Origin of the sequence: Enterobacter sp. EC_64 (genome assembly GCF_019584165.1) — a bacterium.
Lineage (GTDB): Bacteria > Pseudomonadota > Gammaproteobacteria > Enterobacterales > Enterobacteriaceae > Enterobacter > Enterobacter roggenkampii.
The window spans coordinates 120410-146283 of the sequence record NZ_VDAS01000010.1; the positions used below are offsets into that span (position 1 = coordinate 120410).

The following is a 25874-nucleotide window of genomic DNA, read 5'->3' on the forward strand; positions in this document are numbered from 1 at the left end:
ATCAGATGATGCGGTTGGTTTTGAGATCGCGCAGGAACCCGCCCCAGCGACGCTCATAGAACGGCGTGATGTGCTCGGTAATAAAGTGGCTGATGCCCTTCTCACCGTTTTTCACCTGACAGATATCAATTGGTTCATCGCCCGGTAGCGTGTCGGTCGCCACGCTGCCCGCCGCCTGAACGATCTCGTCGAAATCGCCATCGGCTTCAATACCGATCAACAGCACCGGCTTTTCGTCCGCGCGCTCTTTGATGGAGCAGAGAAACGCGCGCCTGACGGGCTTGAGCGTTTTGAACAACGTCGTCAGAGAATCAATCATCTGCGCGGGCGGCTCGGCCACTTCAGACAGCAGCAGCGTTTCGCCCCCTTCCAGCACTTCCTGCGTGCTGAGCGGGTTGCCCTCTTCGCCAATCAGGTGGCTGATTTCACGCGGCGTAAACTCTTTCCCGGTCGGCAACTTGGCGTTGAGGAACAGCGTCTGGCCGAGCGTCATTTCAAACAGGGTACGCACCGGCATCACCACGAACGCCTGTTCGTCTTCAACCGCTTCCTGCAGCGCTTCCAGCGAGGTGAAGAACGGGATCACCGACGTGCCGTCGTCTTTCTCCCAGTGCAGCAGATCCAGCGCGCTGTCTTCCACGACCTGCTCACCTTCCGCGGCGGTACCCGGCACCCAGACGGTGGACTCCAGCAGCGTGCGGAAAAATGCCGGACGGTGGGCGGGCTCGGTCGCCGCCTGCTCCAGCAGGGTCTCTAATTCGTTTTTGGTATCTGACATAGTTTGGCTACTTCAAAAAACGCCGGGTGGCGCTTCGCTTACCCGGCCTACAAAACCGTAGGCCCGTGCAAGCGCAGCGCCGCCGGGCAATATGATGACTCCGAAGGCGCGCGTAAGCGTAGCGCCACCCGGCAAAAAAGATTACTCAGCCGTCAGCAGGTTCGCCACGGTACGCACGCCCAGACCGGTCGCACCCGCAGACCACTGCTCAACCGCCGCTTTGCGGTACGTTGCAGAGCAATCAATGTGCAGCCAGCCCTCGTGGTAGTTCTCAACGAAGTGAGACAGGAAGCCTGCTGCGGTGCTTGCACCCGCCGGGTACGCCGCGCTGGCGGTGTTATTCAGCTCGGCAAAGTTGGACGGCAGCTGGCTACGGTGGAACTCGGCCAGCGGCAGACGCCAGAACGGTTCGTTTTCCGCCGCAGCGCTGGCCAGCAGGCGTGCGGCCAGCTTGTCGTCAAAGCTGAACAGCGCGTGGTAGTCGTTACCCAGCGCGGTTTTCGCCGCACCGGTCAGAGTCGCCATGTCGATGATCAGCTCAGGCTTCTGGGCAGACGCGTCGATCAGGCCATCGGCCAGCACCAGACGGCCTTCGGCGTCAGTGTTCATCACCTCAACGTTTTTGCCGTTACGGTAGCGAATGATGTCGCCCAGCTTGAAGGCGTTACCGCTGACCATGTTGTCCGCGCAGCACAGGTACAGCTTCACGCGCTTTTTCAGACCGCGGGTGATGGCAAACGCCAGCGCACCGGTGATGGTGGCCGCGCCGCCCATGTCGGACTTCATGGAGTCCATGAACGCGCTCTGCTTCAGGCTGTAGCCGCCGGTGTCGAAGGTGATACCTTTACCTACCAGGCAGGCAAAGACAGGGGCGTCTTTATCGCCGGTTGGGTTGTAGTCCAGCGCCAGCAGCACCGGAGGACGCTCGGAGCCGCGGCCCACGGTGTGGATACCCATGTAGTTCTGCTCGCGCAGGTCTTCACCCTTGGTGATGCGGTAGGACATCTTGTCGCCCGCCACGCCGCACAGCAGGTCAACGGCGCGCTGCGCCAGCTGCTCGGGGCCTAACTCTTCCGCCGGAGCGTTAATGGTGTCGCGTACCCAGTCGATGATTTGCAGACGGCTTTCCAGCTCTTTCTGACCGGCTTCGTCGAGGTTCGCCCACTCAATTTTGCGGGTGCCTTTCGGCCCTTTGTAACCCGCCCAGAACGCCCAGCTGCGGTCGGTGTCCCAGCCTTCGCCTTCCAGCGAGACATGCTTAATGCCCAGACCGTCAATTTTACGCGCGGCGCGCTGGATCAGGCCCAAATCATCGTTGCCCGTCAGGTGCAGGGTAATACCGTCGTTGTTGATGCTGTAGCTGGCTTTCTCGCCCCAGCGTGCGTCAGCAGGCTGGGTAGAGAGCGTAATCTTCATCGCTTCGGTCATTTTATTTTTCCTTATTAGCAACTAGCAAACGGGCCGCCTGAAGGCAGCCCGTTTTGTTATTTATTCTGCTTCATCTAACCAGACTAACAGAATCGCCTCCAGAATTTTTTCATTGGATGCGTTTGGATCGTCGTCGAAATCTTCCAGATCGCAGATCCACTGATGCATATCGGTGAATCGTACGGTCTTCGGATCGAGATCCGGGTTCGCGTCGTAGAGCGCTTCGCCGATTTCACGGCTGTCTGTCCACTTCAGTCCCATATTAATGCTCGCGTGCGTGGTTGATGGTGTAGCGTGGGAACTCCACGACCAGATCTTCATCGGTCACCGCAGCCTGGCAGCTTAAGCGGCTGTCTGGCTCCAGACCCCATGCTTTATCCAGCATGTCGTCTTCGTCTTCGGTGCTCTCGGCGAGAGAGTCAAAACCTTCACGCACGATGCAGTGGCAGGTGGTGCAGGCACAGGATTTTTCACAGGCGTGTTCCACTTCGATACCTGCACGCAGGGCAACATCGAGAATGGTTTCACCGGTCTTCGCTTCCAGAACAGCGCCATCCGGACAGAGGTCCGCATGAGGCAAAATTACAATCTTTGGCATATTAAACCTCGTCCACGGACTGGCCTTTCAGCGCGACGCGGACAGATTTGTCCATGCGGCGAGCAGCAAAGTCCTGGGTTTGTTTATCAACGTTTTTAATGGCTTCTTCTATTGCGTCAGCGTCATTACCTTCGGCCACGGCGCTTAAGCGCGCGGCAGCATCGTCAATCACCTGACGCTCAGCGGCGCTTAACAGCGCGGCGTCGGCAGCGAGCGCGCCGTTCAGGCTCTCCAGCACGCGTGCGGCTTCCACTTTTTGTTCCGCCAGCATACGCGCCTTCACATCCTGCTCGGCGTAGCTCATTGAGTCCTGAATCATGGAGGCGATTTCGCCATCGGTCAGGCCGTAGGACGGCTTCACCTGGATGGACGATTCCACGCCGGTGGATTTTTCCATCGCCGTGACGCTCAGCAGGCCGTCGGCATCCACCTGGAAGGTGACGCGAATATGCGCCCCGCCCGCAGGCAGCGCCGGGATACCGCGCAGCGCAAAGCGCGCCAGAGAACGGCAGTCCTGCACCAGCTCGCGTTCGCCCTGCATCACGTGGATGGACATCGCGGTCTGGCCGTCTTTAAAGGTGGTGAACTCCTGCGCGCGCGCCACCGGAATGGTAGTGTTACGCGGGATCACTTTCTCCACCAGGCCGCCCATGGTTTCTAAGCCCAGCGACAGCGGGATGACGTCCAGCAGCAGCATTTCGCTGTCCGGCTTGTTGCCGACCAGAATATCGGCCTGAATCGCGGCGCCGACGGCAACCACTTTGTCCGGGTCGATGGAGGTCAGCGGCGTGCGGCCAAAGAATTCGCCCACGCGCTCGCGCACCAGCGGCACGCGGGTCGAACCGCCCACCATGACCACTTCCAGCACCTCGTTCGCCTCAACGCCCGCATCTTTCAATGCGCGACGGCAGGCCAGTAAGGTGCGTTTCACCAGTGGGGCGATCAGATCGCTGAACTGATCGCGAGAGATCTCACCCTGCCAGCCCGCAACATTGACGGTAACCGTCTGCGAATCGCTCAGGGCGATTTTGGCGTCGATGGCCGCATCCAGCAGTTCACGCTGTACGCGCGCATCGCTGCGATCGCTGATGCCCGCCTGCTCGCGGATGTAGTCCGCCAGCAGATGGTCGAAGTCATCACCGCCCAGCGCGGAATCCCCGCCGGTCGCCAGCACTTCAAACACCCCGCGGCTCAGGCGCAGGATAGAGATATCAAACGTCCCGCCGCCAAGATCATAAACCGCGATCACCCCTTCCTGACCGGAATCGAGGCCGTAGGCAATCGCCGCCGCCGTCGGTTCGTTCAGCAGACGCAGCACATGCAGGCCCGCCAGACGCGCGGCGTCTTTGGTGCCCTGACGCTGTGCATCGTCAAAGTAGGCCGGAACGGTAATCACCACGCCGTCCAGATCGCCACCGAGCGTTGCCGTAGCGCGCTCAGCCAGCGCTTTGAGGATGTCAGCAGAAACACGGATCGGGTTCAGCAGACCGGCCGCGGTCGCGATCATCGGCAGGCCGTTTTCACTGGCCTGCAGCTGATACGGCAGATGCGGGTAGCGGGTCTGAATATCGGCCAGCGAGCGGCCCATCATGCGCTTGACGGAGCTGATGGTATTCGCCGGATCGCGCGCGGCATTAGCGCGGGCGTCATAGCCTACCGCGTGACCCTGCTGCTGGTAGTGGACCACGGAAGGCAGCAGATGGCGCCCCTGCTCGTCAGCCAGCGTTTCCGCCTGGCCGCTGCGCACGGTCGCCACGAGGGAATTGGTGGTGCCCAGATCAATACCCACCGCCAGACGACGCTGGTGCGGTGCGGCACTTAAGCCAGGCTCACTAATTTGTAATAAGGCCATAATTGCTTCCGAAATTAAAAATCGAGCAGCTTTTCTTCGAGTTGTTCAGCACTGCTTCGCAGTTTATCGAGAAAACGGAGTTTGCGCACAGTATCTGCCGCCACGTCCCAGGTCTCGTTGTTCAGTTGCTCCACCATCTGCTGATGGCGGGTATCGAACATGCCCTTCACGCGCGTAATAAAGCTTTCCAGACGCGCTTCGTCTTTGGCCTGTTCAATCTCATCGAGCTCTTCGCGCAGCTCCAGCTGCTCCATCAGAAACGCCGTGTCGCGCACGGTGTGCTGTTCGCTCGCCAGATCAAAACCGTGGAGCGAGAGCAGATATTCAGCGCGCGCCAGCGGATGGCGCAGCGTCTGCCAGGCCTGGTTGATGGTGGCAGAGTGGGAAACCGCAGCCAGCTGCTCTGCCTGAGTACCGCTCGCGAATTTGTCCGGATGGTACTGACGCTGCAGATCCTGAAAACGGATCGTCAACGCCTGGAGATCAATCGGGTATTGAGCGGGTAGTCCGAAGAGAGTGAAGTAATCCATAACAATCTCAGGGGTAGCCTGTTAAAACAAACCCCACGCGTAGCGGGTAACGCCACGGTGGGGTTTCGGATGACGCGCGGTTAAACGTGGAAGCTTTCGCCGCAACCACACTCGTCTTTGACGTTCGGGTTCGTGAATTTGAACCCTTCGTTCAGGCCTTCTTTAACGAAGTCCAGCTGAGTGCCGTTGAGGAATTGCAGGCTTTTGCCATCGACCACCACCTTCACGCCCTTGTCTTCAAACACGGTGTCGTCAGACGCCGGTTCGTCAACAAACTCCAGTACGTAAGCCATACCAGAACAGCCGGAGGTACGTACGCCCAGTCGCAGGCCAAAGCCTTTACCACGGTTCGCCAGAAAAGAGCTTACTCGCGCGGCAGCGCTGTCGCTAAGGGTAATCGACATACTCAAACCTCAATTATTTTGCTTCACGTTTGCTTTTGTAATCCGCAATAGCGGCTTTGATCGCATCTTCTGCCAGAATTGAGCAGTGAATTTTCACCGGTGGCAGTTCGAGTTCTTCAGCAATATCCGTGTTCTTGATTGCCTGTGCTTCGTCCAGAGACTTGCCCTTCACCCATTCGGTGACCAGGGAGCTGGACGCGATAGCAGAACCGCAGCCGTAGGTCTTGAAGCGCGCGTCTTCAATGATACCTTCATTGTTGACTTTAATCTGCAACTTCATCACGTCGCCACACGCTGGCGCACCGACCATGCCGCTACCAACAGATTCATCGCTGTTGTCAAAAGAGCCAACGTTGCGTGGGTTTTCGTAATGATCGATGACTTTTTCGCTGTATGCCATGATTGAATTCTCCTTATGTACCGATTAGTGATGTGACCATTCAATGCTGTTCAGATCCACGCCCTGCTTGAACATTTCCCACAGTGGAGAAAGGTCGCGCAGACGGCCAATGGAGTTGCGAACCAGCTTGATGGTGTAGTCAATCTCTTCTTCGGTAGTGAAACGACCTAAAGAGAAACGGATAGAGCTGTGTGCCAGCTCGTCAGTCATACCCAGCGCACGCAGCACGTAGGATGGCTCAAGGCTTGCAGACGTACAGGCAGAACCGGAAGAAACCGCCAGGTCTTTGAGCGCCATGATCAGCGACTCGCCTTCAACATAGTTGAAGCTGACGTTGAGGATGTTCGGTGCGCCCTGCTCGAGATCGCCGTTCAGATACACTTCTTCCATATCTTTCACGCCGTCCCACAGACGGTTACGCAGCGTGCGCAGGCGTGCCATCTCGGTTTCCATCTCTTCTTTTGCAATGCGGTAGGCTTCGCCCATGCCCACGATCTGGTGAACAGGCAGCGTACCGGAACGCATGCCGCGCTCGTGACCACCACCGTGCATCTGCGCTTCGATGCGGATACGGGGTTTACGACGAACGTACAGCGCGCCAATCCCTTTCGGGCCATAGATTTTGTGGCCGGAGAAGGACATCAGGTCCACTTTCAGCTGGCTCAGGTCGATAGGCAGTTTGCCCACGCTCTGGGTCGCGTCCACGTGGTAGATGATACCGCGCGCACGGCACATTTCACCGATGGTCGCGATGTCTTGTACCACGCCGATTTCGTTGTTGACGTGCATGATGGAGACCAGAATGGTGTCATCACGCATGGCCGCTTCGAGCTCTTTCAGATCGATGATGCCGTTGCTCTGTGGCGCCAGGTAGGTGACTTCATACCCTTCACGCTCCAGCTGACGGCAGGTGTCCAGCACGGCTTTGTGTTCGGTTTTGCTGGTGATGATGTGCTTGCCTTTTTTCTGATAAAAGTTGGCTGCACCTTTGATCGCCAGGTTGTCGGATTCGGTCGCACCGGAGGTGAAAACAATCTCACGCGGGTCGGCACCCACCAGGTCAGCAATCTGATTACGGGCGATATCAACCGCCTCTTCAGCATGCCAGCCAAAACGGTGTGAACGGGAAGCTGGGTTACCAAAGTTTCCGTCCAGGGTCAGACACTGCATCATTTTCTCGGCAACACGCGGGTCCACCGGCGTGGTTGCGGAGTAGTCGAGATAAATCGGTAATTTCATTGCTCTATAAACTCCGTACATCGCTTCAATGCAAGGAATCAGGCAACCGGCTGGATGTACGACCGAGTACACGGGGCGAGTCTTCGCCCCGGCCTGATTCTGAAATACTTATCGTTTTATTACGCGCGTAATTTGACGTCGATAGCGTCCTGCGCGCGGGTGCTGCGTTGGGAATCATGGCCGTGCTGACGGCCCGATACGTCCAGAACTTCCTGGTTATTCACCAGCTCACCGAGGGTGATGTTGTTCAGGAAGCCGGTCAGACGGTCGCTCAGATCGCGCCACAGCGCGTGGGTCAGGCACTTATCGCCGCCCTGGCAGCCGCCTTTACCCTGGCAACGGGTCGCGTCAACGGATTCGTCAACTGCGCTGATCACTTCGCCAACTGCAATACTGCCCGCGTCTTTACCCAGCAAATAACCGCCGCCTGGGCCACGAACGCTGGAAACCAGTCCATTTTTACGCAGTCTGGAGAACAGCTGTTCCAGATAAGAGAGGGAGATCCCTTGTCGTTCAGAAATATCAGCCAACGGAACCGGGCCCGCTTCGGAGTTGAGCGCAACGTCCAGCATCGCGGTCACGGCATAACGCCCTTTAGATGTCAGTCTCATGTCTTACTTAACCTCAAACTCGCCCCTGCCCGGGGTTTTTTATTGTAAAATGGGGTATTGCATAGCAGGGCCAAGTCTGACATTCCTGACTAAAATGGTCAACTATTTACTTGACTGTTTTAGTCAGGTATTTAACCTTCTGTGCCGTTTTTTGTCGGGTGGCGCTTCGCTTACCCGAGCTGCGGTTTTGTAGGCCGGGTAAGCGGAGCGCCACCCGGCGAACAGACGACACTACTCTTTATTTTTCTGCTCAATCGACGCCAGGATCCCGCGCAGGATGTTCAGCTCCTGGCTTTCCGGACGCGCGCGGGTGAACAGACGGCGCAGCTTGTTCATCACCTGACCCGGGTGGCCTTCGCGGATAAAGCCGGTCGAGAGCAGCGTCTGCTCCAGGTGACCGTAGAAACGCTCAAGGTCGTCCACCAGCGGGTAAGCCGTCTCTTCTTTAGGCTCAACCTCTTTTTCCTGCGTTGCCAGCCACGCCATACGCACTTCATAGGCGATAACCTGCACCGCCATTGCCAGGTTCAGCGAGCTGTACTCCGGGTTTGCCGCAATTGCCACGTGATAATGACACTTCTGCAGCTCGTCGTTGGTCAGGCCAACGCGCTCGCGGCCGAACACCAGCGCAACCGGTGCTTGTTCAGCCTCAGAGACACTTTTCAGGCCGCATTCACGCGGATCGAGCATTGGCCACGGCAGCGTGCGCGAACGCGCGCTGGTACCGACAACGAGGCTGCAGCCGGCCAGCGCTTCGTCAAGGGTATCGACGATCTGGGCGTTGCCGATTACGTCGCTGGCTCCGGCCGCCAGGGCGATGGCCTGCGAGTCTGGCTTCACCAGCGGGTTAACCAGCCACAGGTTCGTTAAGCCCATGGTTTTCATAGCGCGGGCAACGGAGCCCATGTTGCCGGTGTGCGATGTTTCGACCAGCACGATTCGAATGTTTTGCAGCATAATTTTTAATGTCTGGATTCAGTGTCTGAAGAATATTCGGGCATATTATCATAAACGGGAGACATAATCCGATCCCGCTGCTATACTCTGCGCCGATTTTCCTGTTCTTTAACATCCAGTGAGAGAGACCGATGCATCCGATGCTGACCATCGCCGTGCGCGCAGCGCGCAAGGCGGGTAATGTAATTGCCAAACACTACGAAACGCCAGACTCCGTAGAAACCAGCCAGAAAGGCAGCAATGATTTCGTGACGAACGTCGATAAAGCCGCAGAAGCGATTATTATCGAAACGATCCGCAAATCTTACCCACAGCACACCATCATCACCGAAGAAAGCGGTGAACATGAAGGTACCGATCAGGATGTTCAATGGGTTATCGATCCACTGGATGGCACCACCAACTTCGTCAAACGCCTGCCACACTTCTCTGTGTCTATCGCCGTACGCATTAAAGGCCGTACCGAAGTCGCCGTTGTGTACGATCCAATGCGTAACGAACTGTTCACCGCGACCCGCGGTCAGGGCGCACAGCTGAACGGCTACCGTCTGCGCTGCAGCAACGCACGCGATCTGGACGGCACCATCCTGGCGACCGGTTTCCCGTTCAAGGCGAAACAGCACGCGACCACCTATATGAATATCCTCGGCAAACTGTTCACCGAATGCGCGGACTTCCGTCGCACCGGTTCTGCTGCGCTGGATCTGGCCTACGTTGCCACCGGCCGCGTTGACGGTTACTTCGAACTCTCACTGAAGCCATGGGATTTTGCAGCGGGCGAGCTGATCGCGCGTGAAGCAGGCGCCATTGTGTGTGACTTCACCGGCGGCCATAACTATATGTCTACCGGCAACATTGTTGCGGGTAACCCACGCGTTGTTAAAGCCATGCTGGCCAACATGCGTGATGAACTGAGCGATGCGCTGAAGCGTTAATCCAGTTTGTTAAGCCCGGTGGCGCTACGCTTACCGGGCCTACAAAATCCCTCAGTACGCTAGAAAGGCCGCAATCCCCTTCCCACCGGCACCGCGCTCATCCACATCGTCACCGCCGCCACCAGCAGAATCACTCCCCCCGCCAGCGCAAGCGTTGTCCACCCTATCTGTCGCCAGAGCACCGGCGTTTTACTGCCGCTGAGTTTGACCGCCAGCTGACGGAAGCTGTGAACCAGCAGCGCTAAAGACGAAATGGTGAGAGAGGTTCCTGCCGCCATCGCCAGCGCCGAGAGCATTCCCCAGCCAAAGACACCTATTATCTTACTGAACAGCAGCACCATAATGGCACCCGAGCACGGGCGCATCCCCATCGAGAGAATAATCATCAGCCGGGCGCGCCAGTCGTCGCCGTTCTGTAATTGTTCCTGCGTGGGCACATGCTGATGACCGCAGCCGCAGTGTTCATCATGAACGTGGTGCGGCGTAAAGGATTTGAACGTGGGCTTTTTCAGCAGCGCGCGCAGTTTTTTCAGCGCCCGCCAGCAGAGGATTAGCCCCAGCACGCCCACCAGCGCATAGCTGCCCTTCTCCAGCCAGAAGCTGCTCATGTGCAGCTGGCGCGCCGGAAGCTGTAACAGCGAAAGCACCACCACGACCAGCGCAATCGCCACGCCGCCCTGAAGCAGCGAAGAGGCCAGCGTCAGGCCGATGCTCGATTTCAGCTTAGACGGATGGGTGGCAAGCCAGGTGGTGATGACGATTTTGCCGTGCCCCGGCCCCAGCGCGTGCAGAACGCCATAGACAAAACTGAACGCCAGCAGCGAGCCGCCCGCTTTGGCCGGGTTCTCGGCCACCGCCTTCAGCAGTCCGCTCATCTGCTGGTTGACCTCACGCTGCCAGATAATGCTTTTCATCATCACCTGCGGCCAGGCCTGCCACAGCCACAGCGCCCCGCAAACCGCGAACAGCAAAAAGAGCGCCAGCGGCCAGAGGTGAAGCCAGCGGCGAGACTTCCGAACTGGAGAGGAGATCACTGACATTGTAACGTCACCTCCTGCGCGAACTGTTTACCCAGCTCCATGTCCTCAGGCGGGGCATCTGCTTTATCCAGCGAGATCGCAAAGTTCAGCGTCTCTTCGCTGGGTTTCGGGGTGTGCACGCCAATTTTGCAGCTTTTTTGCAGCGCGTCCGGCAGCCGTACGTCGCTGTCTTTGTCATAGCGCATGTCGACATAGTAGGTAGGGTCAAAAGTGGAAAAGCGGTACGTTTGCCCGGCCAGCGGCTGAGGATGCGCCAGCGGAAGCACGAACGTCAGCACCGCCTGATGCCCGTCACGCATCATCCCGTATTCCGTTGGACGGTTCTGAAATTTGACCTTTTGTCCGTTATGCCAGAATTCGGTGAAGTAGTGCTGGCCGAGCACGTTGGCCATTACTTCCGCCGCCAGCTTTTTCCAGATGTCGTCGCCGGGCTTCGCGTTTCCCGCATCATAGAGCAGGTCAGCCGAGGTGATTTCGTCCATCGTCCAGCGCATTTTCAGGCCGCTCAGCTGCGTGCCGTCGGTGACCAGCTCGGTCTGGAGGCCAATAAAACTGTGAGGGTGGGCGCTGGCGGTGAAGGTGATAACCGCCAAAAATAACGCCATCGCACTTTGTTTAACTGTTTGCATCAATTCCTCACGTCAAAAATTCTGTGATGTTCCCCTGCAATCCTGAGTGAAAGGCCTGCCGGCGCGCTTTTCAGCGCTCATCCTTTAGCTATTCTTATCAAACATTCACACTGGATACCCGACAGATGATGACGACGCTTGAAATTCCATCTGTGCTTTCCAGTTCGCAGCGCCGCTGCCAGGTGCTTTTGATGCTTTACCTGCCCGATGCTGCCGTCACCGCACAGAGCATAATCGCTGCCAACGGCGTGGACGACGCGATGGCACGGCAAGATATAGCCGAGACGCGCGATGAAATCCAGCGCTATCACCGGCTGGATATCGTCACGCACCACGACGGCTGCTACCGGATTGAAGGCACAGCCCTGAATCAGCGTTTATGCCTGCTGCACTGGCTGCGTCGGGCGCTGCGGCTCTGCCCGCAGTTTGTCTCGCACCAGTTTACCCCCGCATTAAAAACCGCGCTTAAACAACTCGGCATCGCGCGCCCGCTTTACGACGATGCGAACCTGCGGGCGCTGATCGGCTTCTGCTCACGCAAGCTGCAGCGCCAGTTTGAATGCCGCGATGTGCAGTTTTTACAGCTCTATCTGCAATATTGTCTTATTCAGCACCAGCTCGGGAATACGCCGCAGTTTTCGCATGCCCAGCGCAGCTGGACCCAGTCGCGGGGAGAGTATTTTACGGCGCAGGAGATTGTCCGCCACTGGAAGCGGCGCGTGCCGCAGGGCGCGCACGTGGATGAACAGCTGTTTCTGGCGCTGCTGTTTATGATGCTCCGCACGCCCGATCCGGTGCTCGATAAGCACCAGCAGGATCAGCGTCTACGCCGGGCCATCGTGCGCATGGTGGCCCGTTTTCGCTCGCAGACCGGAATGAACTTCAGCGATGAGCAGGGGCTGACCGATCAGCTGTATATCCATCTGGCTCAGGCGCTGGACCGTTCGCTGTTTGAGATCGGCATCGACAACAGCCTGCCGGAGGAGATCCATCGCCTTTATCCCCGGCTGTTACGCACCACGAAAGAGGCGCTGTTTGAGCTGGAGGCAGAATTCGGGCTGCGTTTTTCCGACGAAGAGATGAGCCTGGTGGCGGTAATTTTCGGTGCCTGGTTGATGCAGGAGACCGATCTGCATGAAAAACAGGTGATCCTGCTGACGGGAGACGATAAAGCCAGTGAGGAGCAGATCGAACAGCAGCTTCGCGAGCTGACGCTGCTGCCGCTCAACATACGCTACCTGACGCTGCAGGCTTTTCAGAAAGAGGGGGCGCCGCGCGAAGCCGCGCTGGTTATCAGCCCCTACCCTACGGCCCTGCCGCTGTTCTCGCCGCCGCTGATCCATGCCGTTGAGACACTGAACGCGCAGCAGCAAGAACATATTCGCGCCATGCTGGAATCATAGCGACGCGCGGGCGGCCACTTTAGGTCGAACAACAATGGCGGGCAAGGCGACGAGCGCCATCACCCAGAAGACGCCGTGCCCCAGGTGCTGGTAAAGGAACCCCGCAAACACCGTCATGATCGCGATACTGCCCCCCATTGCCACTGCCGAATAGACGGCCTGCAGGCGAATCACGTCCCCGCCCTCGCGCGCTGCGATATAGCGCATGGCCGCCAGATGGCACACGGTAAAGGTGCCGCAGTGAAGAATTTGCGCCACAATCAGCCACGGCAGATCGGTCGTCCAGCCCATAATCCCCCAGCGCGCCACGCCGCACACGGCGGAAAGCAGCAGCAGGTCACGCGCGCCAAAGCGGCGGAACAGTTTTTTGCTCAGGGCAAAGATAATGACTTCGGCCACCACGCCCAGCGACCACAGATAGCCCACGGCGGAAGCGGAATATCCTGCGCCTTGCCAGTAGATGGCGCTGAAACCATAGTACGCCGCATGTGCCCCCTGAAGGAGGCATACGCACGCCAGAAAACGCCAGCTCTGTGCGACCAGGCTCCGCCAGGCGGGCCAGCCCGCGCTCTCCTGATGGCGGCTTTCCCCCTGCGGCATCACCGACGGTCGCAGCAGCATACCCAGCAGCATTGAGGCAATACCGATGCTCAGCAGGGCAAGAATGGCGCGGTAATCGTAAAGGCTGACCAGTTTGCCCACCAGCGCCGAGCCAATCACAAAGGCGATAGAGCCCCACAGGCGCACGCGACCGTAGTCCATGGTGATCTGTTTCTGCCAGGTGTTCGCCAGGGCATCCGTTAAAGGCACCAGCGGTGAGAAGAACAGGTTAAAGCCAACCATCACCACCATCAGCCAGGCAAACTGATGGCTGACCCAGAAGCAGGCCACAAAGACCAGGGTCAGCAGAGCCAGAATGCGTACGGCCTTGATCAGTAAGGAGGGATCGCTGACGCGCGGGGCGATCAGCAGGCTGCCGAGGAAACGCGCCACCAGCCCGGCCCCCAGCAGGACGCCGATGGTCTCAGGCGTCAGGCCGATACCCTTAAGCCAGACGCTCCAGAAAGGCAGAAAAATGCCGTAGCTAAAGAAATAGGTGAAATAACTGAGCGCCAGCCAGCGCGTGGAATGCAAGACCATGAATCCCTCCCGAAATCGAGGCCATAGTCTGGCGAGAATATAAAAATTAAGCAAGTAGATAGCCTGCTATAAATTAACGAAAAATTAACATCTTGTGCAGTCGTCTGGCTTATGGCAGGGAATGAAAATGTGTATTACGTTTAAATTACTCCACTTGCAGAGGTATTTCTGCCATGAACTCACTACGTTATCTCGATTTTGGTCAGTCGCGTCATCTGCTGCTGCTCATTGGCCGCATCGCGCTTGTCGTGCTGTTTATTATCTTTGGTTACCCGAAACTGACGGGGTTTAGCGGTACCGTACAGTATATGACCTCGCTGGGTACGCCGATGCCCATGCTGGCGGCCATTATTGCGGTGGTGATGGAAGTGCCTGCTGCGATCCTGATCGTACTGGGCTTTTTCACCCGCCCTCTCGCGGTACTGTTTGTGTTCTACACCCTCGGAACGGCGGTGATTGGGCATCACTACTGGGATATGACCGGTGATGCGGTCGTACCGAATATGATTAACTTCTACAAAAACGTCAGTATTGCTGGCGCCTTTATTTTGCTGGCGATTGTCGGACCTGGCGCCATCTCCCTGGACCGGCGTTAAGCCATAAAAAAAGGCCGCATGCGCGGCCTTTTTTATTTCTGCAAAGCAGAGGAATTATGCGTATACCGGGAAGCGTGCGCAGATATCCAGAACTTTACCTTTGACGCGCTCGATAACCGCTTCGTCATTGATGTTGTCCAGAACGTCACACATCCAGCCCGCCAGCTCTTTTACTTCCGCTTCTTTGAAGCCGCGGCGAGTCACGGCCGGAGAACCGATACGGATACCGGAGGTCACGAACGGGCTCTTCGGATCGTTTGGCACGCTGTTTTTGTTCACGGTGATGTTGGCGCGGCCCAGGGCTGCGTCAGCTTCTTTACCGGTCAGGTTCTTATCAACCAGATCCAGCAGGAACAGGTGGTTTTCAGTCCCGCCGGATACCACTTTGTAGCCACGGCTCAGGAACACTTCCACCATCGCTTTGGCGTTCTTAGCAACCTGCTGCTGGTAAACCTTGAACTCTGGCTCCATCGCTTCTTTCAGCGCGACCGCTTTTGCCGCGATAACGTGCATCAGCGGGCCGCCCTGCGCGCTTGGGAACACCGCGGAGTTCAGTTTTTTGTACAGCTCTTCGTCACCGCCCTTCGCCAGGATCAGGCCACCGCGTGGACCCGCCAGGGTTTTGTGGGTGGTGGTGGTCACAACGTGCGCATGCGGAACCGGGTTTGGGTAAACGCCAGCGGCAATCAGACCGGCAACGTGCGCCATGTCGACGAACAGGTACGCGCCGATGCTGTCAGCGATTTCACGCATTTTTGCCCAGTCAACGATACCGGAGTAAGCAGAGAAGCCACCGATGATCATCTTCGGCTTGTGCTCTTTAGCCTGCTTCGCCATGTCTTCGTAGTCAATTTTACCGGACTCATCAATACCGTAAGGGATGATGTTGTACAGTTTGCCGGAGAAGTTAACCGGGGAGCCGTGAGTCAGGTGGCCGCCCTGCGCCAGGTTCATACCCAGAACGGTATCGCCCGGCTGCAGCAGCGCGGTGTAGACCGCGAAGTTAGCCTGAGAGCCAGAGTGCGGCTGGACGTTTGCATAGTCAGCGCCAAAAAGTTCTTTCGCACGATCGATAGCCAGCTGCTCAACGATATCAACGTACTCGCAACCGCCGTAATAGCGTTTGCCCGGGTAACCTTCAGCGTATTTGTTGGTCAGCTGAGAACCCTGCGCCTGCATCACGCGCGGGCTGGTGTAGTTTTCGGAGGCGATCAGTTCGATGTGCTCTTCCTGACGTACTTTTTCCTGCTCCATAGCCTGCCACAGTTCGGCATCATAATCGGCAATGTTCATTTCACGCTTTAACATCCGCATCTCCTGACTCAGCTAACAAGTAAATTTTGGCCTGAAAAGGCAGTCCTGTTGGACGACGGGCAACAGTATAACTGATTAGTTCTGTGATAACAGGTCTTGACAAACGATTTTACGCAAACGTTTTCCTACCCGCCACGCAAGGGTTTGAGGAATAAAGCGCTCGCCCTTTCCAGCGGATTTCTTTTCAGGTTTGTGATGCATATTTTTCATCTTGCAAAGAACCATTTACAACACAGGGGTATTTTTTATAAGATGCATTTAAAATACACCATTAAAATAACATCAGAAGGACGCGCTCATGCTCGACGCTCAAACCATCGCTACCGTAAAAGCCACTATTCCCCTGCTGGTGGAAACCGGCCCTAAACTCACCGCCCATTTCTACGATCGCATGTTCACGCACAACCCGGAGCTCAAAGAGATTTTCAACATGAGCAACCAGCGTAACGGCGATCAGCGTGAAGCGCTGTTCAACGCCATCGCGGCTTACGCCAGCAATATTGAAAACCTGGCTGCGCTGCTGCCCGCGGTGGAAAAAATCGCGCAGAAACATACCAGCTTCCAGATCCAACCCGAGCAGTACAACATCGTCGGCACTCACCTGCTGGCGACGCTGGACGAAATGTTCAGCCCAGGTCAGGAGGTGCTGGACGCGTGGGGTAAAGCCTACGGGGTGCTGGCAAACGTGTTTATCAACCGTGAAGCACAGATTTACAGCGAAAACGCCAGCAAGAACGGCGGCTGGGAAGGTACCCGCGCATTCCGCATCGTTGAGAAAACGCCGCGCAGCGCGTTAATCACCAGCTTCGAGTTTGAGCCGGTGGACGGTAAGCCGGTAGCCGATTACCAGCCAGGACAGTATCTGGGCGTGTGGCTGAAGCCTGAAGGTTTCCCGCATCAGGAGATCCGCCAGTATTCTCTTACCCGCAAGCCAAACGGCAAAGCCTACCGCATTGCGGTGAAGCGTGAGGACGGCGGTCAGGTTTCCAGCTGGCTGCACAACGAAGCTAACGTGGGCGACGTGGTCCATCTGGCCGCGCCGGCGGGCGACTTCTTCATGGCCGTTGAAGCGAATACCCCGGTGACGCTGATCTCTGCGGGTGTCGGCCAGACGCCAATGCTGGCGATGCTCGATACGCTGGCAAAATCACACCACGGTGCGCAGGTTAACTGGTTCCATGCCGCCGAAAACGGCGACGTGCACGCCTTTGCGGATGAGGTGAAAACGCTCGGAGCCTCCCTGCCGCGTTTCACCGCGCATACCTGGTATCGTCTGCCGACGGAAGCGGATCGCGCTGCCGCGCAATTTGACAGCGAAGGGTTGATGGATTTACGCCAGCATGAAGGTGCGTTCAGCGCACCGGAGATGCAGTTCTACGTCTGTGGACCGGTGGCGTTTATGCAGTATGCCGCGAAGCAGCTGGTTGAGCTGGGCGTGAACAAAGACAACATTCATTACGAATGCTTCGGGCCGCATAAGGTGCTGTAATACAAAAAGCCCCTCGTTTGAGGGGCTTTTTTTCGTCGGGTGGCGGCTGCGCCTTACCCGGCCTGGAAAATGTTTAAATCGCGGCGTCGTCTTCTTCGCCGGTACGGATACGGATCACGCGCGCCACGTCAAAGACGAAGATTTTACCATCGCCAATCTTGCCGGTCTGCGCCGTGCGGATAATGGTGTCCACACAGGTATCGACGATATCGTCGCTGACCACGATTTCAATTTTCACTTTCGGCAGAAAGTCGACCATGTACTCTGCGCCACGGTAAAGCTCGGTGTGACCTTTCTGACGACCAAAACCTTTCACTTCCGTCACGGTCATCCCGGTGATGCCGACTTCCGCCAGCGCTTCACGCACATCATCCAGTTTGAAAGGTTTAATAATCGCATCAATCTTTTTCATGGTGGGTCCTTAAACTCTTGCCTGTAAGCTGCTTCGTAATCGGTTGCTCACAGTACCATACGGCATTACTCTTTAAAATCGTTTGCTTCCAGCTCATGGCGTGACAGCAGTTTATAAAACTCGGTGCGGTTGCGTCCGGCCATGCGCGCCGCGTGGGTCACGTTGCCTTTGGTGATCTGCAATAGCTTGCGCAGATAGTTCAGCTCGAACTGGTTACGCGCTTCGGCAAACGTCGGCAAGGCCGTGTTTTCCCCTTCCAGCGCCTGCTCCACCAGCGCGTCGCTGATGACCGGTGAGGAGGTCAGCGCCACGCACTGCTCAATCACGTTGACCAGCTGACGGACGTTACCCGGCCAGCTTGCGGCCATCAGCCGCTTCATCGCATCGGTGGAAAACGCGCGCACGAACGGTTTATGGCGATCGGCCGCCTGGCGTAAAAGATGGTTCGCCAGCAGCGGAATGTCTTCCGCACGTTCGGCCAGCGCCGGGATCTTCAGGTTGACCACGTTCAGGCGGTAGTAGAGATCTTCGCGGAACTCGTTGCGGGCCATCACTTTTGGCAGATCGCGGTGGGTAGCGGAGATAATTCGCACGTTAATATCGATATCGCGGTTGCTGCCCAGCGGGCGCACTTTGCGCTCCTGCAGCACGCGCAGCAGCTTGACCTGCAGCGGCGCGGGCATGTCGCCAATCTCGTCCAGGAACAGCGTGCCGCCTTCCGCCGCCTGGAACAACCCTTCACGGCTGCTTACCGCACCGGTGAATGCGCCGCGGGCATGACCAAACAGTTCGGATTCAAGCAGCTGCTCCGGGAGCGCGCCGCAGTTAATCGCAATAAAGGCGTTCTTGCTGCGCGGGCTGGCGTTATGAATTGCCTGCGCGAGGATCTCTTTCCCGGTTCCGCTCTGGCCGTTGATGAGCACGCTGACGTCCGACTGCGCCACCATCCTCGCCTGTTCCAGCAGACGCAGCATCACGGGGCTGCGCGTGACGATAGATTCCCGCCAGGCTTCATCCCCCGCCGGAGCGGCATGTTCCAGCGCGCTGTCGATAGCCTTATACAGTGCGTCTTTGTCCACCGGCTTGGTCAGGAAGCTGAACACCCCCTGCTGCGTCGCGGCAACCGCATCCGGGATCGACCCGTGCGCGGTCAGGATAATCACGGGCATACCCGGCTGCTGCTTCTGGATCTCCGCGAACAGCTGCAGGCCGTCCATTTCATCCATCCGCAGGTCGCTTATCACCAGATCGATTTTCTCGCGGCTGAGAATTTTCAGCCCCTCCAGCCCGCTTTCCGCGGTCACGACGCTGTAGCCCTCACTCACCAGACGCATCCCCAGCAGCTTTAACAGCCCGGGATCGTCATCCACCAGTAAGAGATGGGCTGGTTTACGGCTCGTCATGCTTCACATCCTCTTGTTTCGGCGTATCGCTGTCCGGCGCAGCGGATGAACTCCCCGGCTGATATTTACGCGACGAGAGCTGTCTTTCGATATCGGTCAGGTTCTCCAGCTTGCGCGTCGTGGTATCCAACTGGGTACGTAAATGTTGCTGCTGTTGACGCAGCGTATCCAGCTCGCTGTCGGTTGACTGTTGCAGCTTGCTGTAGCGGGAGCGCTCTTCAGAAAGCTGAAGCTGTAGCGTCTGTCCCTCGCGCCAGAGCTGGTATACCGGGCGGATCTGTACCGGAAGATTGACGACAAACGTGTCCAGCCGGGTCACGTTGGTGCGGCGTTCGACGGGAGTGATTTTCGCATCCGCCAGCAAAATCCCACGCTTGAACGCGTCCTGCCAGGTGTCATCATCCAGCATCGCCGCTTTCGCGCGGGCGTCGACCGGCGCCAGACGCTGCGCGCAATCTATCCCGCGCAGCCAGAACAGCGGGTTAGTTTCGATGTCATGGCCTGAGAGGTTCCAGATGTCGTCACAGCGGGTTGAGAGGAAATCAGCCAACTGGTTATCGGGCCATTTATCTTCTTGTTTATCGCTAATCGCACTTTGCGGCACATGGGAAACACACCCTGCCAGAAATACACAGGGCAGGCTCAGGCGAAGCGTGCTGCGGGAAAACACCGCGCGTACGGCGCGGGAAAAGACGTGTGACATACTCACCAGACATAGATTCATTTTATTGATTTTTCCGGCTCAGGGGCAGTTCAATACGGAAGCAAACATCCGAACGTTCGTCCGTGGCGATGTTAAGCTCACCCTGCATGCGTCGTATGCAGTCCCGGGCGATGCTTAAGCCCAGACCACTGCCTTTCACCGCACCTTTCCGCTGATGACTCCCCTGGAAAAAGGGCTCGAAGATCATGGTTTTTTCGTCATCGGGGATCGGGGTGCCGGTGTTAGCGACGTCTAAAAACACCCGGGAACCCTTCGTATAGCTTCGGATATAAATGTTACCGGATTCAGTACCATAGTGCACCGCATTGGAATAAAGATTATCCAGCACGCTCATTAGCAGCATGGGTTCAGCAAGACAGGTCGGCGCATTCAGCTCTACACCGGTATGCATCATTTTAGCTCTTGCTGGCAGGCTATGGGCGGAGATCACCATATCCACCAGCGGTTCAATGTCGACGTTTTCCAGTACGACCGCTCCGTCAGCCAGCTTGCGGTTGTAATCCAGCAGCTGCTCAATCAGCTTCTGCAGATTGCGGCTGCTGTTATCCAGGATCTCGACAATTTCTTTCTGTTCGGGCGTAAGCGGCCCAGCCACTTCATCCGCCAGCAGCTCCGTCCCTTCGCGCATGCTGGCCAGCGGCGTTTTAAGCTCATGGGAGATATGGCGCAGGAACTGATGACGCTGTGATTCAAGCCACGCCAGGCGCTCGGACAGCCAGATAATACGCTGACCGACGGAACGCAATTCGCGGGGACCTTTAAAAGCGACCGTATCCCCGAGCGATTTCCCCTCCCCCAGGCGGTTGATCATCCGCTGGATACCCTTCACCGGGCCGATGATCATGCGGGTAAAGAGCAGCACCAGCCCGAGGCTCACAAGGAACAGCACCAGCGCCTGCCAGCCGAAGAACTGGCCGCGCTCGGCAATCTCCTGCTGAAGCTGCTGGCCACGAGAGAAAATTACCGTGCGGGTTGACTGCACCATCTCGGTATTGGCGTTGGCGAAGGCTTCCAGGCGCGCGGCGGCGGCGGCATCGGGTCCACTGTTGTGGCACTGCAGCTGCGCAAGATCGTTCAGATCCTGACGTAACGCCTGATACAGTTTGTCGTCAGGCAGTACCCCCGCGTGAGCGTCCAGCATTTCGCTGTAGCGCTTGCGCTGGCTCTGGTACACCTTTTCCAGCGTGCGATCGTCAAGCACGCAGTACTGACGATAGCTACGCTCCATCTCAAGCGCGGCGTTGGTCATGGCTTCACTGCGTCTTGCGTCAATAAGCGTCGTGCGGTTCGTCAGTGCCGCCTGGGCACTCAACGCGTTCAGGCTTTGCCAGGCCTGCCAGGCAAGGATCAGCAACGGCAGCAGGATCAGCAGGAAGGCCATCATCACGAGCTGTCGCAGGGAACGGGGAAAAACGGGCCAGCGTTTCAACGCATTACTCTCTTAATGGGGATATACGCAGAGCGTAACTGAGTCTGCCCTTCAGATACAACAAAGCCGGGTAAAAACCCGGCTTTGTCATGAAATGAGGCGGTGCCTAACTCGACGTTTCGCCCTGGCCTGATAAAGCATCGCTATGATCAGTAGTTGGACGGCAGGCACCTTTTTGTGCGTCATTCGAAGTTTATGTAGCACGTCCCGAAGGGGCTGACATAAGAAGGTGAATGAGCCACTGGTTAATATTATGCAACACCCATGCCAAAATGCAAAACAAAATATTAACACATTGAAATGTATGCTTTTTATTCGCTTAACCCGTTCATTATCGGTTGAATGATTTCCAGGCTAAGTGTCGCTGTTCAGCAACACCTTAACGGGAACCTTTTCTGCCACATATAAATCAATAGGTTAAATGTCTCCTTTTGGAGACACTCAAACCGGAGGGTTGTCGCGATTTTGCGACAGAGACAAAAAAGCCCGGTGGCGCTCGCGCCTACCGGGCCTACAGTCAGGATGCTGAAACTTAACCCAGCTGTTTACGGGCGTTGCGGAAGATGCGCATCCACGGGCTGTCCTCGCCCCAGTTTTCCGGGTGCCAGGAGTTGCTCACGGTGCGGAACACGCGTTCCGGGTGCGGCATCATGATGGTGGCACGACCGCTTTCGCTGGTCACCGCCGTAATACCGTTGACGGAACCGTTCGGGTTAGCCGGATAGGTTTCTGTTACCTTGCCGAAGTTATCGACAAAGCGCAGCGCTACCAGACCTTTGCTCTCCAGCTGAGCCAGATGCGCAGCATCACGCACCTCTACCTGACCTTCACCGTGGGAAACGGCGATTGGCATTTGCGACCCGACCATCCCCTGCAGCAGCAGAGACGGGCTCTGGGTCACTTCCACCAGGCTAAAGCGCGCTTCGAAGCGGTCTGACTGGTTACGCACAAAGCGCGGCCAGGCTTCGCTGCCTGGGATCAGCTCGCGCAGGTTAGACATCATCTGGCAGCCGTTGCACACGCCCAGCGCCAGCGTTTGCGGACGGTGGAAGAAGGTTTCGAACTCATCGCGCACGCGGCTGTTGAACAGAATGGACTTCGCCCAGCCCTCGCCCGCGCCCAGCACGTCCCCGTAGGAGAAACCGCCGCACGCTACCAGCGCATGGAAATCCTCCAGACCGGTACGTCCGGCCAGCAGGTCGCTCATGTGGACGTCGATAGCGTCAAAGCCCGCGCGGTGGAAGGCAGCCGCCATCTCAACGTGGGAGTTAACGCCCTGCTCGCGCAGCACCGCCACTTTCGGACGCGCGCCGGTCGCAATGTACGGCGCGGCGATGTCTTCGTTGATGTCGAAGGAGAGCTTCACGTTCAGGCCAGGATCCTGGTCATTGGCCTTCGCGTTGTGCTCCTGATCGGCACATTCCGGGTTATCACGCAGGCGCTGCATCTGCCAGGTGGTTTCCGCCCACCACATGCGCAGCGTGGTGCGGCTTTCGCTGAACACGGCGTGACCGTCAGCTTCAATGACGAAGCGGTCGCCCTGAACGGCTTTACCCAGATAGTGCACGCAGTCAGCCAGGCCATGCTGCGCCAGAATCGCTTCAACCGCATCGCGATCCGCCGCACGCACCTGAATCACGGCGCCCAGCTCTTCGTTAAACAGCGCAGCCAGACGGTCTTCGCCAAGCGTCGCAATGTTCGCTTCCACGCCACAGTGGCCGGTGAAGGCCATCTCTGCCAGGGTCACCAGCAGGCCGCCGTCGGAACGGTCGTGGTAGGCCAGCAGCTTACGCTGCGCCACCAGCGCCTGAATCGCGTCGTAGAAGCCTTTCAGCTGCGCCACGTCGCGCACGTCGGCTGGCTTATCGCCGAGCTGACGGTAAACCTGCGCCAGCGCGGTGGCGCCCAGCGCGTTGTGGCCTTTACCCAGGTCAATCAGCAGCAGGGCGTTATCTTCGGTCACCAGCTGCGGCGTAACGGTGTGGCGCACGTCTTCCACGCGGGCAAACGCGGTGATCACCAGCGACAGCGGAGAGGTCATCTCGCGCTGCTCGTTGCCTTCCTGCCAGCGGGTTTTCATCGACATGGAGTCTTTGCCCACCGGAATGGTCAGGCCGAGGGCAGGACACAGCTCCTCACCCACCGCCTTCACGGCTTCATACAGGCCCGCGTCTTCGCCTGGGTGACCGGCAGCGGCCATCCAGTTTGCGGAGAGCTTAATACGTTTGATATCGCCAATCTGCGTCGCGGCGATGTTGGTCAGCGCTTCACCGACCGCCAGACGGGCAGAAGCCGCGAAGTCCAGCAGCGCGACCGGGGTGCGTTCACCCAGCGCCATCGCTTCGCCGTAGTAGCTGTCGAGGCTCGCGGTGGTCACGGCGCAGTTCGCCACCGGGATCTGCCACGGGCCAACCATCTGATCGCGGGATACCATACCGGTCACGGTACGGTCGCCGATGGTCACCAGGAAGGTTTTCTCCGCCACAGCTGGCAGGTGCAGCACGCGGTTAACGGCTTCAGCCACGGTAATGCCCTGACGATCCAGCGCTTTGCCCGCCGCCTTACGGGTCTGCACGTCGCGGGTCATCTTCGGCGTTTTTCCGAGCAGGACGTCGAGCGGCAGATCGATCGGCTGGTTGTCGAAATGGGTGTCACTCAGAGTCAGGTGCTGCTCTTCGGTCGCTTCACCGATGACGGCATACGGCGCTCGCTCGCGGCGGCACAGCTCGTCAAACAGCGGCAGCTGATCCGCCGCAACGGCCAGCACGTAGCGCTCCTGGGATTCGTTACACCAGATTTCCAGCGGGCTCATGCCAGGCTCATCGCTCAGGATGTCGCGCAGATTGAAACGGCCACCGCGGCCGCCGTCGCTCACCAGTTCCGGCATGGCGTTGGACAGACCGCCCGCGCCCACGTCGTGGATAAAGAGGATCGGGTTAGCATCGCCCAGCTGCCAGCAGCGGTCGATCACTTCCTGGCAGCGACGCTCCATCTCCGGGTTGTCACGCTGCACGGACGCGAAGTCGAGATCCGCATCAGACTGGCCTGAGGCCATCGAAGAGGCCGCACCGCCGCCCAGACCGATGTTCATCGCCGGGCCGCCGAGCACGATCAGCTTCGCGCCGACGACGATCTCGCCTTTCTGCACGTGATCGGCACGGATGTTGCCGATCCCGCCCGCCAGCATGATCGGTTTGTGGTAGCCGCGCAGCTCTTCGCCGTTGTGGCTGTCCACTTTCTCTTCATAGGTACGGAAGTAACCGTTCAGCGCCGGACGACCAAATTCGTTGTTAAACGCCGCGCCGCCCAGCGGGCCTTCGGTCATGATATCCAGCGCGGTCACAATGCGCTCTGGCTTGCCGAAATCTTCTTCCCACGGCTGTTCAAAGCCCGGGATACGCAGGTTGGAGACGGAGAAACCGACCAGACCCGCTTTGGGTTTTGCACCACGACCGGTCGCCCCTTCGTCACGGATTTCACCGCCGGAGCCGGTCGCCGCACCCGGCCACGGGGAGATCGCCGTCGGGTGGTTGTGGGTTTCAACCTTCATCAGGATATGCGCGGGCTCCTGATGGAAGTCATAGCGCCCTGCTTCGCGATCGGCGAAGAAGCGGCCCACCTCGGAACCTTCCATCACCGCGGCGTTGTCTTTATAGGCAGACAGCACGTGGTCAGGGGTTTGCTCCATGGTGTTTTTGATCATTTTGAACAGCGACTTTGGCTGCTGTTCGCCGTCAATAATCCAGTCGGCATTGAAAATCTTGTGGCGGCAGTGCTCAGAGTTCGCCTGCGCGAACATATAAAGTTCGATGTCGTTCGGGTTACGGTTGAGCTTAACGAACGCATCCTGCAGGTAGTCGATTTCGTCTTCTGCCAGCGCCAGGCCGAGACGCAGGTTGGCGTCAATCAGCGCCTGACGGCCCTGTCCCAGCAGGTCCACGCTCTGTACCGGCGCAGGCTGATGGTGGGAGAAAAGCTTCTGCGCGTCATCAAGAGAGGCAAATACGCTCTCCATCATGCGGTCGTGCAGTTCAGCCGCAACCGCCTGCCACTGCGCGTCGCTCAGGGTAGAGGCTTCCACGTAGTACGCTACGCCGCGCTCCAGACGGTTAATCTGGCTCAGGCCACAGTTGTGGGCGATGTCGGTGGCTTTGGAAGACCAGGGGGAGATGGTGCCCGGACGCGGCGTCGCAAGGATCAGTTTGCCGGTTGGCGTATGGCTGCTGAGGCTTGGGCCATACTTGAGCAGGCGTTCCAGCTGTACGCGCTCCTCTGCATTCAGGGGGGCATTCAGGTCAGCAAAATGGACATACTCAGCGTAAATATTGCTTACCGGAAGGTCGGCCGCCTGAAAACGTGCCAGCAGTTTGGTAATACGGAAGGCAGACAGTGCAGGCGAACCACGCAGAATTTCCATCATAAGTCTCTCGTCTTCGAAGCGCCGGGGCGCTTACAGTGTGCGCAAGGGGGGAAAACGGGCGTCATTATAGAGAATCCTGAGCGCCGACGAAACCGTTTGCGTCGAAATAAAATTGGCAAAGAGATTTAACAATAGATGTGACC

Annotated in this window: 24 protein-coding genes; 4 read left to right on the forward strand and 20 right to left on the reverse strand. The window is 57.8% G+C overall.

Annotated elements, in window-relative coordinates:
* Nucleotide 1: 1 nt before the first annotated feature.
* The 11 genes from sseB to trmJ all read right to left on the reverse strand — a co-directional run bounded on the left by sseB (nucleotide 2) and on the right by trmJ (nucleotide 8797).
* Nucleotides 2-778 (reverse strand): enhanced serine sensitivity protein SseB, encoded by a 777-nt coding sequence (gene sseB, locus FHC52_RS10460; RefSeq protein ID WP_032648693.1) that lies wholly within the window; start codon nucleotides 776-778, stop codon nucleotides 2-4.
* Nucleotides 779-919: 141 nt separating this feature from the next.
* Nucleotides 920-2206: an aminopeptidase PepB gene (pepB, locus tag FHC52_RS10465; protein ID WP_024908644.1), complete on the reverse strand. Its 1287-nt coding sequence runs from the start codon at nucleotides 2204-2206 to the stop codon at nucleotides 920-922.
* Nucleotides 2207-2266: 60 nt separating this feature from the next.
* A complete protein-coding gene (gene iscX / locus FHC52_RS10470; RefSeq protein ID WP_003860650.1) occupies nucleotides 2267-2467 on the reverse strand; it encodes a Fe-S cluster assembly protein IscX in 201 nt (66 codons plus the stop codon).
* A gap of 1 nt (nucleotide 2468) precedes the next feature.
* Nucleotides 2469-2804 (reverse strand): ISC system 2Fe-2S type ferredoxin, encoded by a 336-nt coding sequence (fdx, locus tag FHC52_RS10475; RefSeq protein ID WP_003860652.1) that lies wholly within the window; start codon nucleotides 2802-2804, stop codon nucleotides 2469-2471.
* 1 nt (nucleotide 2805) lies between these two features.
* On the reverse strand, nucleotides 2806-4656 hold the full coding sequence (hscA, locus tag FHC52_RS10480) for a Fe-S protein assembly chaperone HscA (protein ID WP_126289474.1): 1851 nt from the start codon (nucleotides 4654-4656) through the stop codon (nucleotides 2806-2808).
* A gap of 14 nt (nucleotides 4657-4670) precedes the next feature.
* Nucleotides 4671-5186, reverse strand: coding sequence for a co-chaperone HscB (gene hscB / locus FHC52_RS10485; RefSeq protein WP_024908642.1), 516 nt, complete (start codon nucleotides 5184-5186; stop codon nucleotides 4671-4673).
* Nucleotides 5187-5266: 80 nt separating this feature from the next.
* Nucleotides 5267-5590: an iron-sulfur cluster assembly protein IscA gene (gene iscA, locus FHC52_RS10490; protein WP_003860659.1), complete on the reverse strand. Its 324-nt coding sequence runs from the start codon at nucleotides 5588-5590 to the stop codon at nucleotides 5267-5269.
* Between the two features lie 13 nt (nucleotides 5591-5603).
* On the reverse strand, nucleotides 5604-5990 hold the full coding sequence (gene iscU / locus FHC52_RS10495) for a Fe-S cluster assembly scaffold IscU (RefSeq protein WP_003860661.1): 387 nt from the start codon (nucleotides 5988-5990) through the stop codon (nucleotides 5604-5606).
* A 24-nt stretch (nucleotides 5991-6014) separates the two neighbouring features.
* Nucleotides 6015-7229: a cysteine desulfurase gene (gene iscS / locus FHC52_RS10500; protein ID WP_008502157.1), complete on the reverse strand. Its 1215-nt coding sequence runs from the start codon at nucleotides 7227-7229 to the stop codon at nucleotides 6015-6017.
* Between the two features lie 119 nt (nucleotides 7230-7348).
* A complete protein-coding gene (iscR, locus tag FHC52_RS10505) occupies nucleotides 7349-7840 on the reverse strand; it encodes a Fe-S cluster assembly transcriptional regulator IscR (protein ID WP_045399615.1) in 492 nt (163 codons plus the stop codon).
* Nucleotides 7841-8071: 231 nt separating this feature from the next.
* On the reverse strand, nucleotides 8072-8797 hold the full coding sequence (trmJ, locus tag FHC52_RS10510) for a tRNA (cytosine(32)/uridine(32)-2'-O)-methyltransferase TrmJ (RefSeq protein ID WP_008502159.1): 726 nt from the start codon (nucleotides 8795-8797) through the stop codon (nucleotides 8072-8074).
* Nucleotides 8798-8928: 131 nt separating this feature from the next.
* Here trmJ and suhB point away from each other — a divergent pair, with 131 nt between their 5' ends.
* Nucleotides 8929-9732 (forward strand): inositol-1-monophosphatase, encoded by an 804-nt coding sequence (gene suhB / locus FHC52_RS10515; protein ID WP_003860668.1) that lies wholly within the window; start codon nucleotides 8929-8931, stop codon nucleotides 9730-9732.
* A 59-nt stretch (nucleotides 9733-9791) separates the two neighbouring features.
* Here suhB and FHC52_RS10520 read toward each other — a convergent pair whose 3' ends face one another.
* Nucleotides 9792-10772: a nickel/cobalt transporter gene (locus tag FHC52_RS10520; protein WP_126289472.1), complete on the reverse strand. Its 981-nt coding sequence runs from the start codon at nucleotides 10770-10772 to the stop codon at nucleotides 9792-9794.
* Nucleotides 10763-11401: a DUF1007 family protein gene (locus tag FHC52_RS10525; protein ID WP_126289470.1), complete on the reverse strand. Its 639-nt coding sequence runs from the start codon at nucleotides 11399-11401 to the stop codon at nucleotides 10763-10765. Before FHC52_RS10525 ends, FHC52_RS10520 begins: the two co-directional genes overlap by 10 nt.
* A 125-nt stretch (nucleotides 11402-11526) precedes the next feature.
* Here FHC52_RS10525 and csiE point away from each other — a divergent pair, with 125 nt between their 5' ends.
* Nucleotides 11527-12804, forward strand: coding sequence for a stationary phase inducible protein CsiE (gene csiE, locus FHC52_RS10530; protein WP_126289467.1), 1278 nt, complete (start codon nucleotides 11527-11529; stop codon nucleotides 12802-12804).
* Here the strand turns inward: csiE and FHC52_RS10535 are convergent.
* Entirely contained in the window at nucleotides 12799-13944 is a 1146-nt protein-coding gene (locus FHC52_RS10535) for a 3-phenylpropionate MFS transporter (protein ID WP_008502163.1), read from the reverse strand. The two genes, csiE and FHC52_RS10535, sit on opposite strands and share 6 nt — an antisense overlap.
* 173 nt (nucleotides 13945-14117) lie before the next feature.
* On the opposite strand from FHC52_RS10535, the gene FHC52_RS10540 reads away from it, so the two are divergent.
* A complete protein-coding gene (locus tag FHC52_RS10540; RefSeq protein WP_008502164.1) occupies nucleotides 14118-14540 on the forward strand; it encodes a DoxX family protein in 423 nt (140 codons plus the stop codon).
* 54 nt (nucleotides 14541-14594) lie between these two features.
* On the opposite strand, the gene glyA is transcribed toward FHC52_RS10540, so the two are convergent.
* Nucleotides 14595-15848 (reverse strand): serine hydroxymethyltransferase, encoded by a 1254-nt coding sequence (glyA, locus tag FHC52_RS10545; RefSeq protein WP_046888197.1) that lies wholly within the window; start codon nucleotides 15846-15848, stop codon nucleotides 14595-14597.
* A 304-nt stretch (nucleotides 15849-16152) separates the two neighbouring features.
* Between glyA and hmpA the strand changes: the two genes are divergently transcribed.
* Nucleotides 16153-17343, forward strand: coding sequence for an NO-inducible flavohemoprotein (hmpA, locus tag FHC52_RS10550; RefSeq protein ID WP_032663020.1), 1191 nt, complete (start codon nucleotides 16153-16155; stop codon nucleotides 17341-17343).
* Between the two features lie 73 nt (nucleotides 17344-17416).
* On the opposite strand, the gene glnB is transcribed toward hmpA, so the two are convergent.
* The 5 genes from glnB to purL form a co-directional block, all read right to left on the reverse strand.
* Entirely contained in the window at nucleotides 17417-17755 is a 339-nt protein-coding gene (glnB, locus tag FHC52_RS10555) for a nitrogen regulatory protein P-II (RefSeq protein WP_003860685.1), read from the reverse strand.
* Nucleotides 17756-17820: 65 nt separating this feature from the next.
* Nucleotides 17821-19158, reverse strand: coding sequence for a two-component system response regulator GlrR (glrR, locus tag FHC52_RS10560; protein WP_021241871.1), 1338 nt, complete (start codon nucleotides 19156-19158; stop codon nucleotides 17821-17823).
* Nucleotides 19145-19882 (reverse strand): two-component system QseEF-associated lipoprotein QseG, encoded by a 738-nt coding sequence (gene qseG / locus FHC52_RS10565; RefSeq protein WP_126289465.1) that lies wholly within the window; start codon nucleotides 19880-19882, stop codon nucleotides 19145-19147. Before qseG ends, glrR begins: the two co-directional genes overlap by 14 nt.
* Nucleotide 19883: 1 nt before the next feature.
* Nucleotides 19884-21311, reverse strand: a complete 1428-nt coding sequence (gene qseE, locus FHC52_RS10570; protein ID WP_164552880.1) for a two component system sensor histidine kinase QseE/GlrK — start codon at nucleotides 21309-21311, stop codon at nucleotides 19884-19886.
* A gap of 532 nt (nucleotides 21312-21843) precedes the next feature.
* Nucleotides 21844-25731 carry a phosphoribosylformylglycinamidine synthase gene (purL, locus tag FHC52_RS10575; protein WP_126289463.1) on the reverse strand — a complete coding sequence of 1296 codons (3888 nt, stop codon included), beginning with the start codon at nucleotides 25729-25731 and terminating at the stop codon, nucleotides 21844-21846.
* Between the last annotated feature and the right edge of the window lie 143 nt (nucleotides 25732-25874).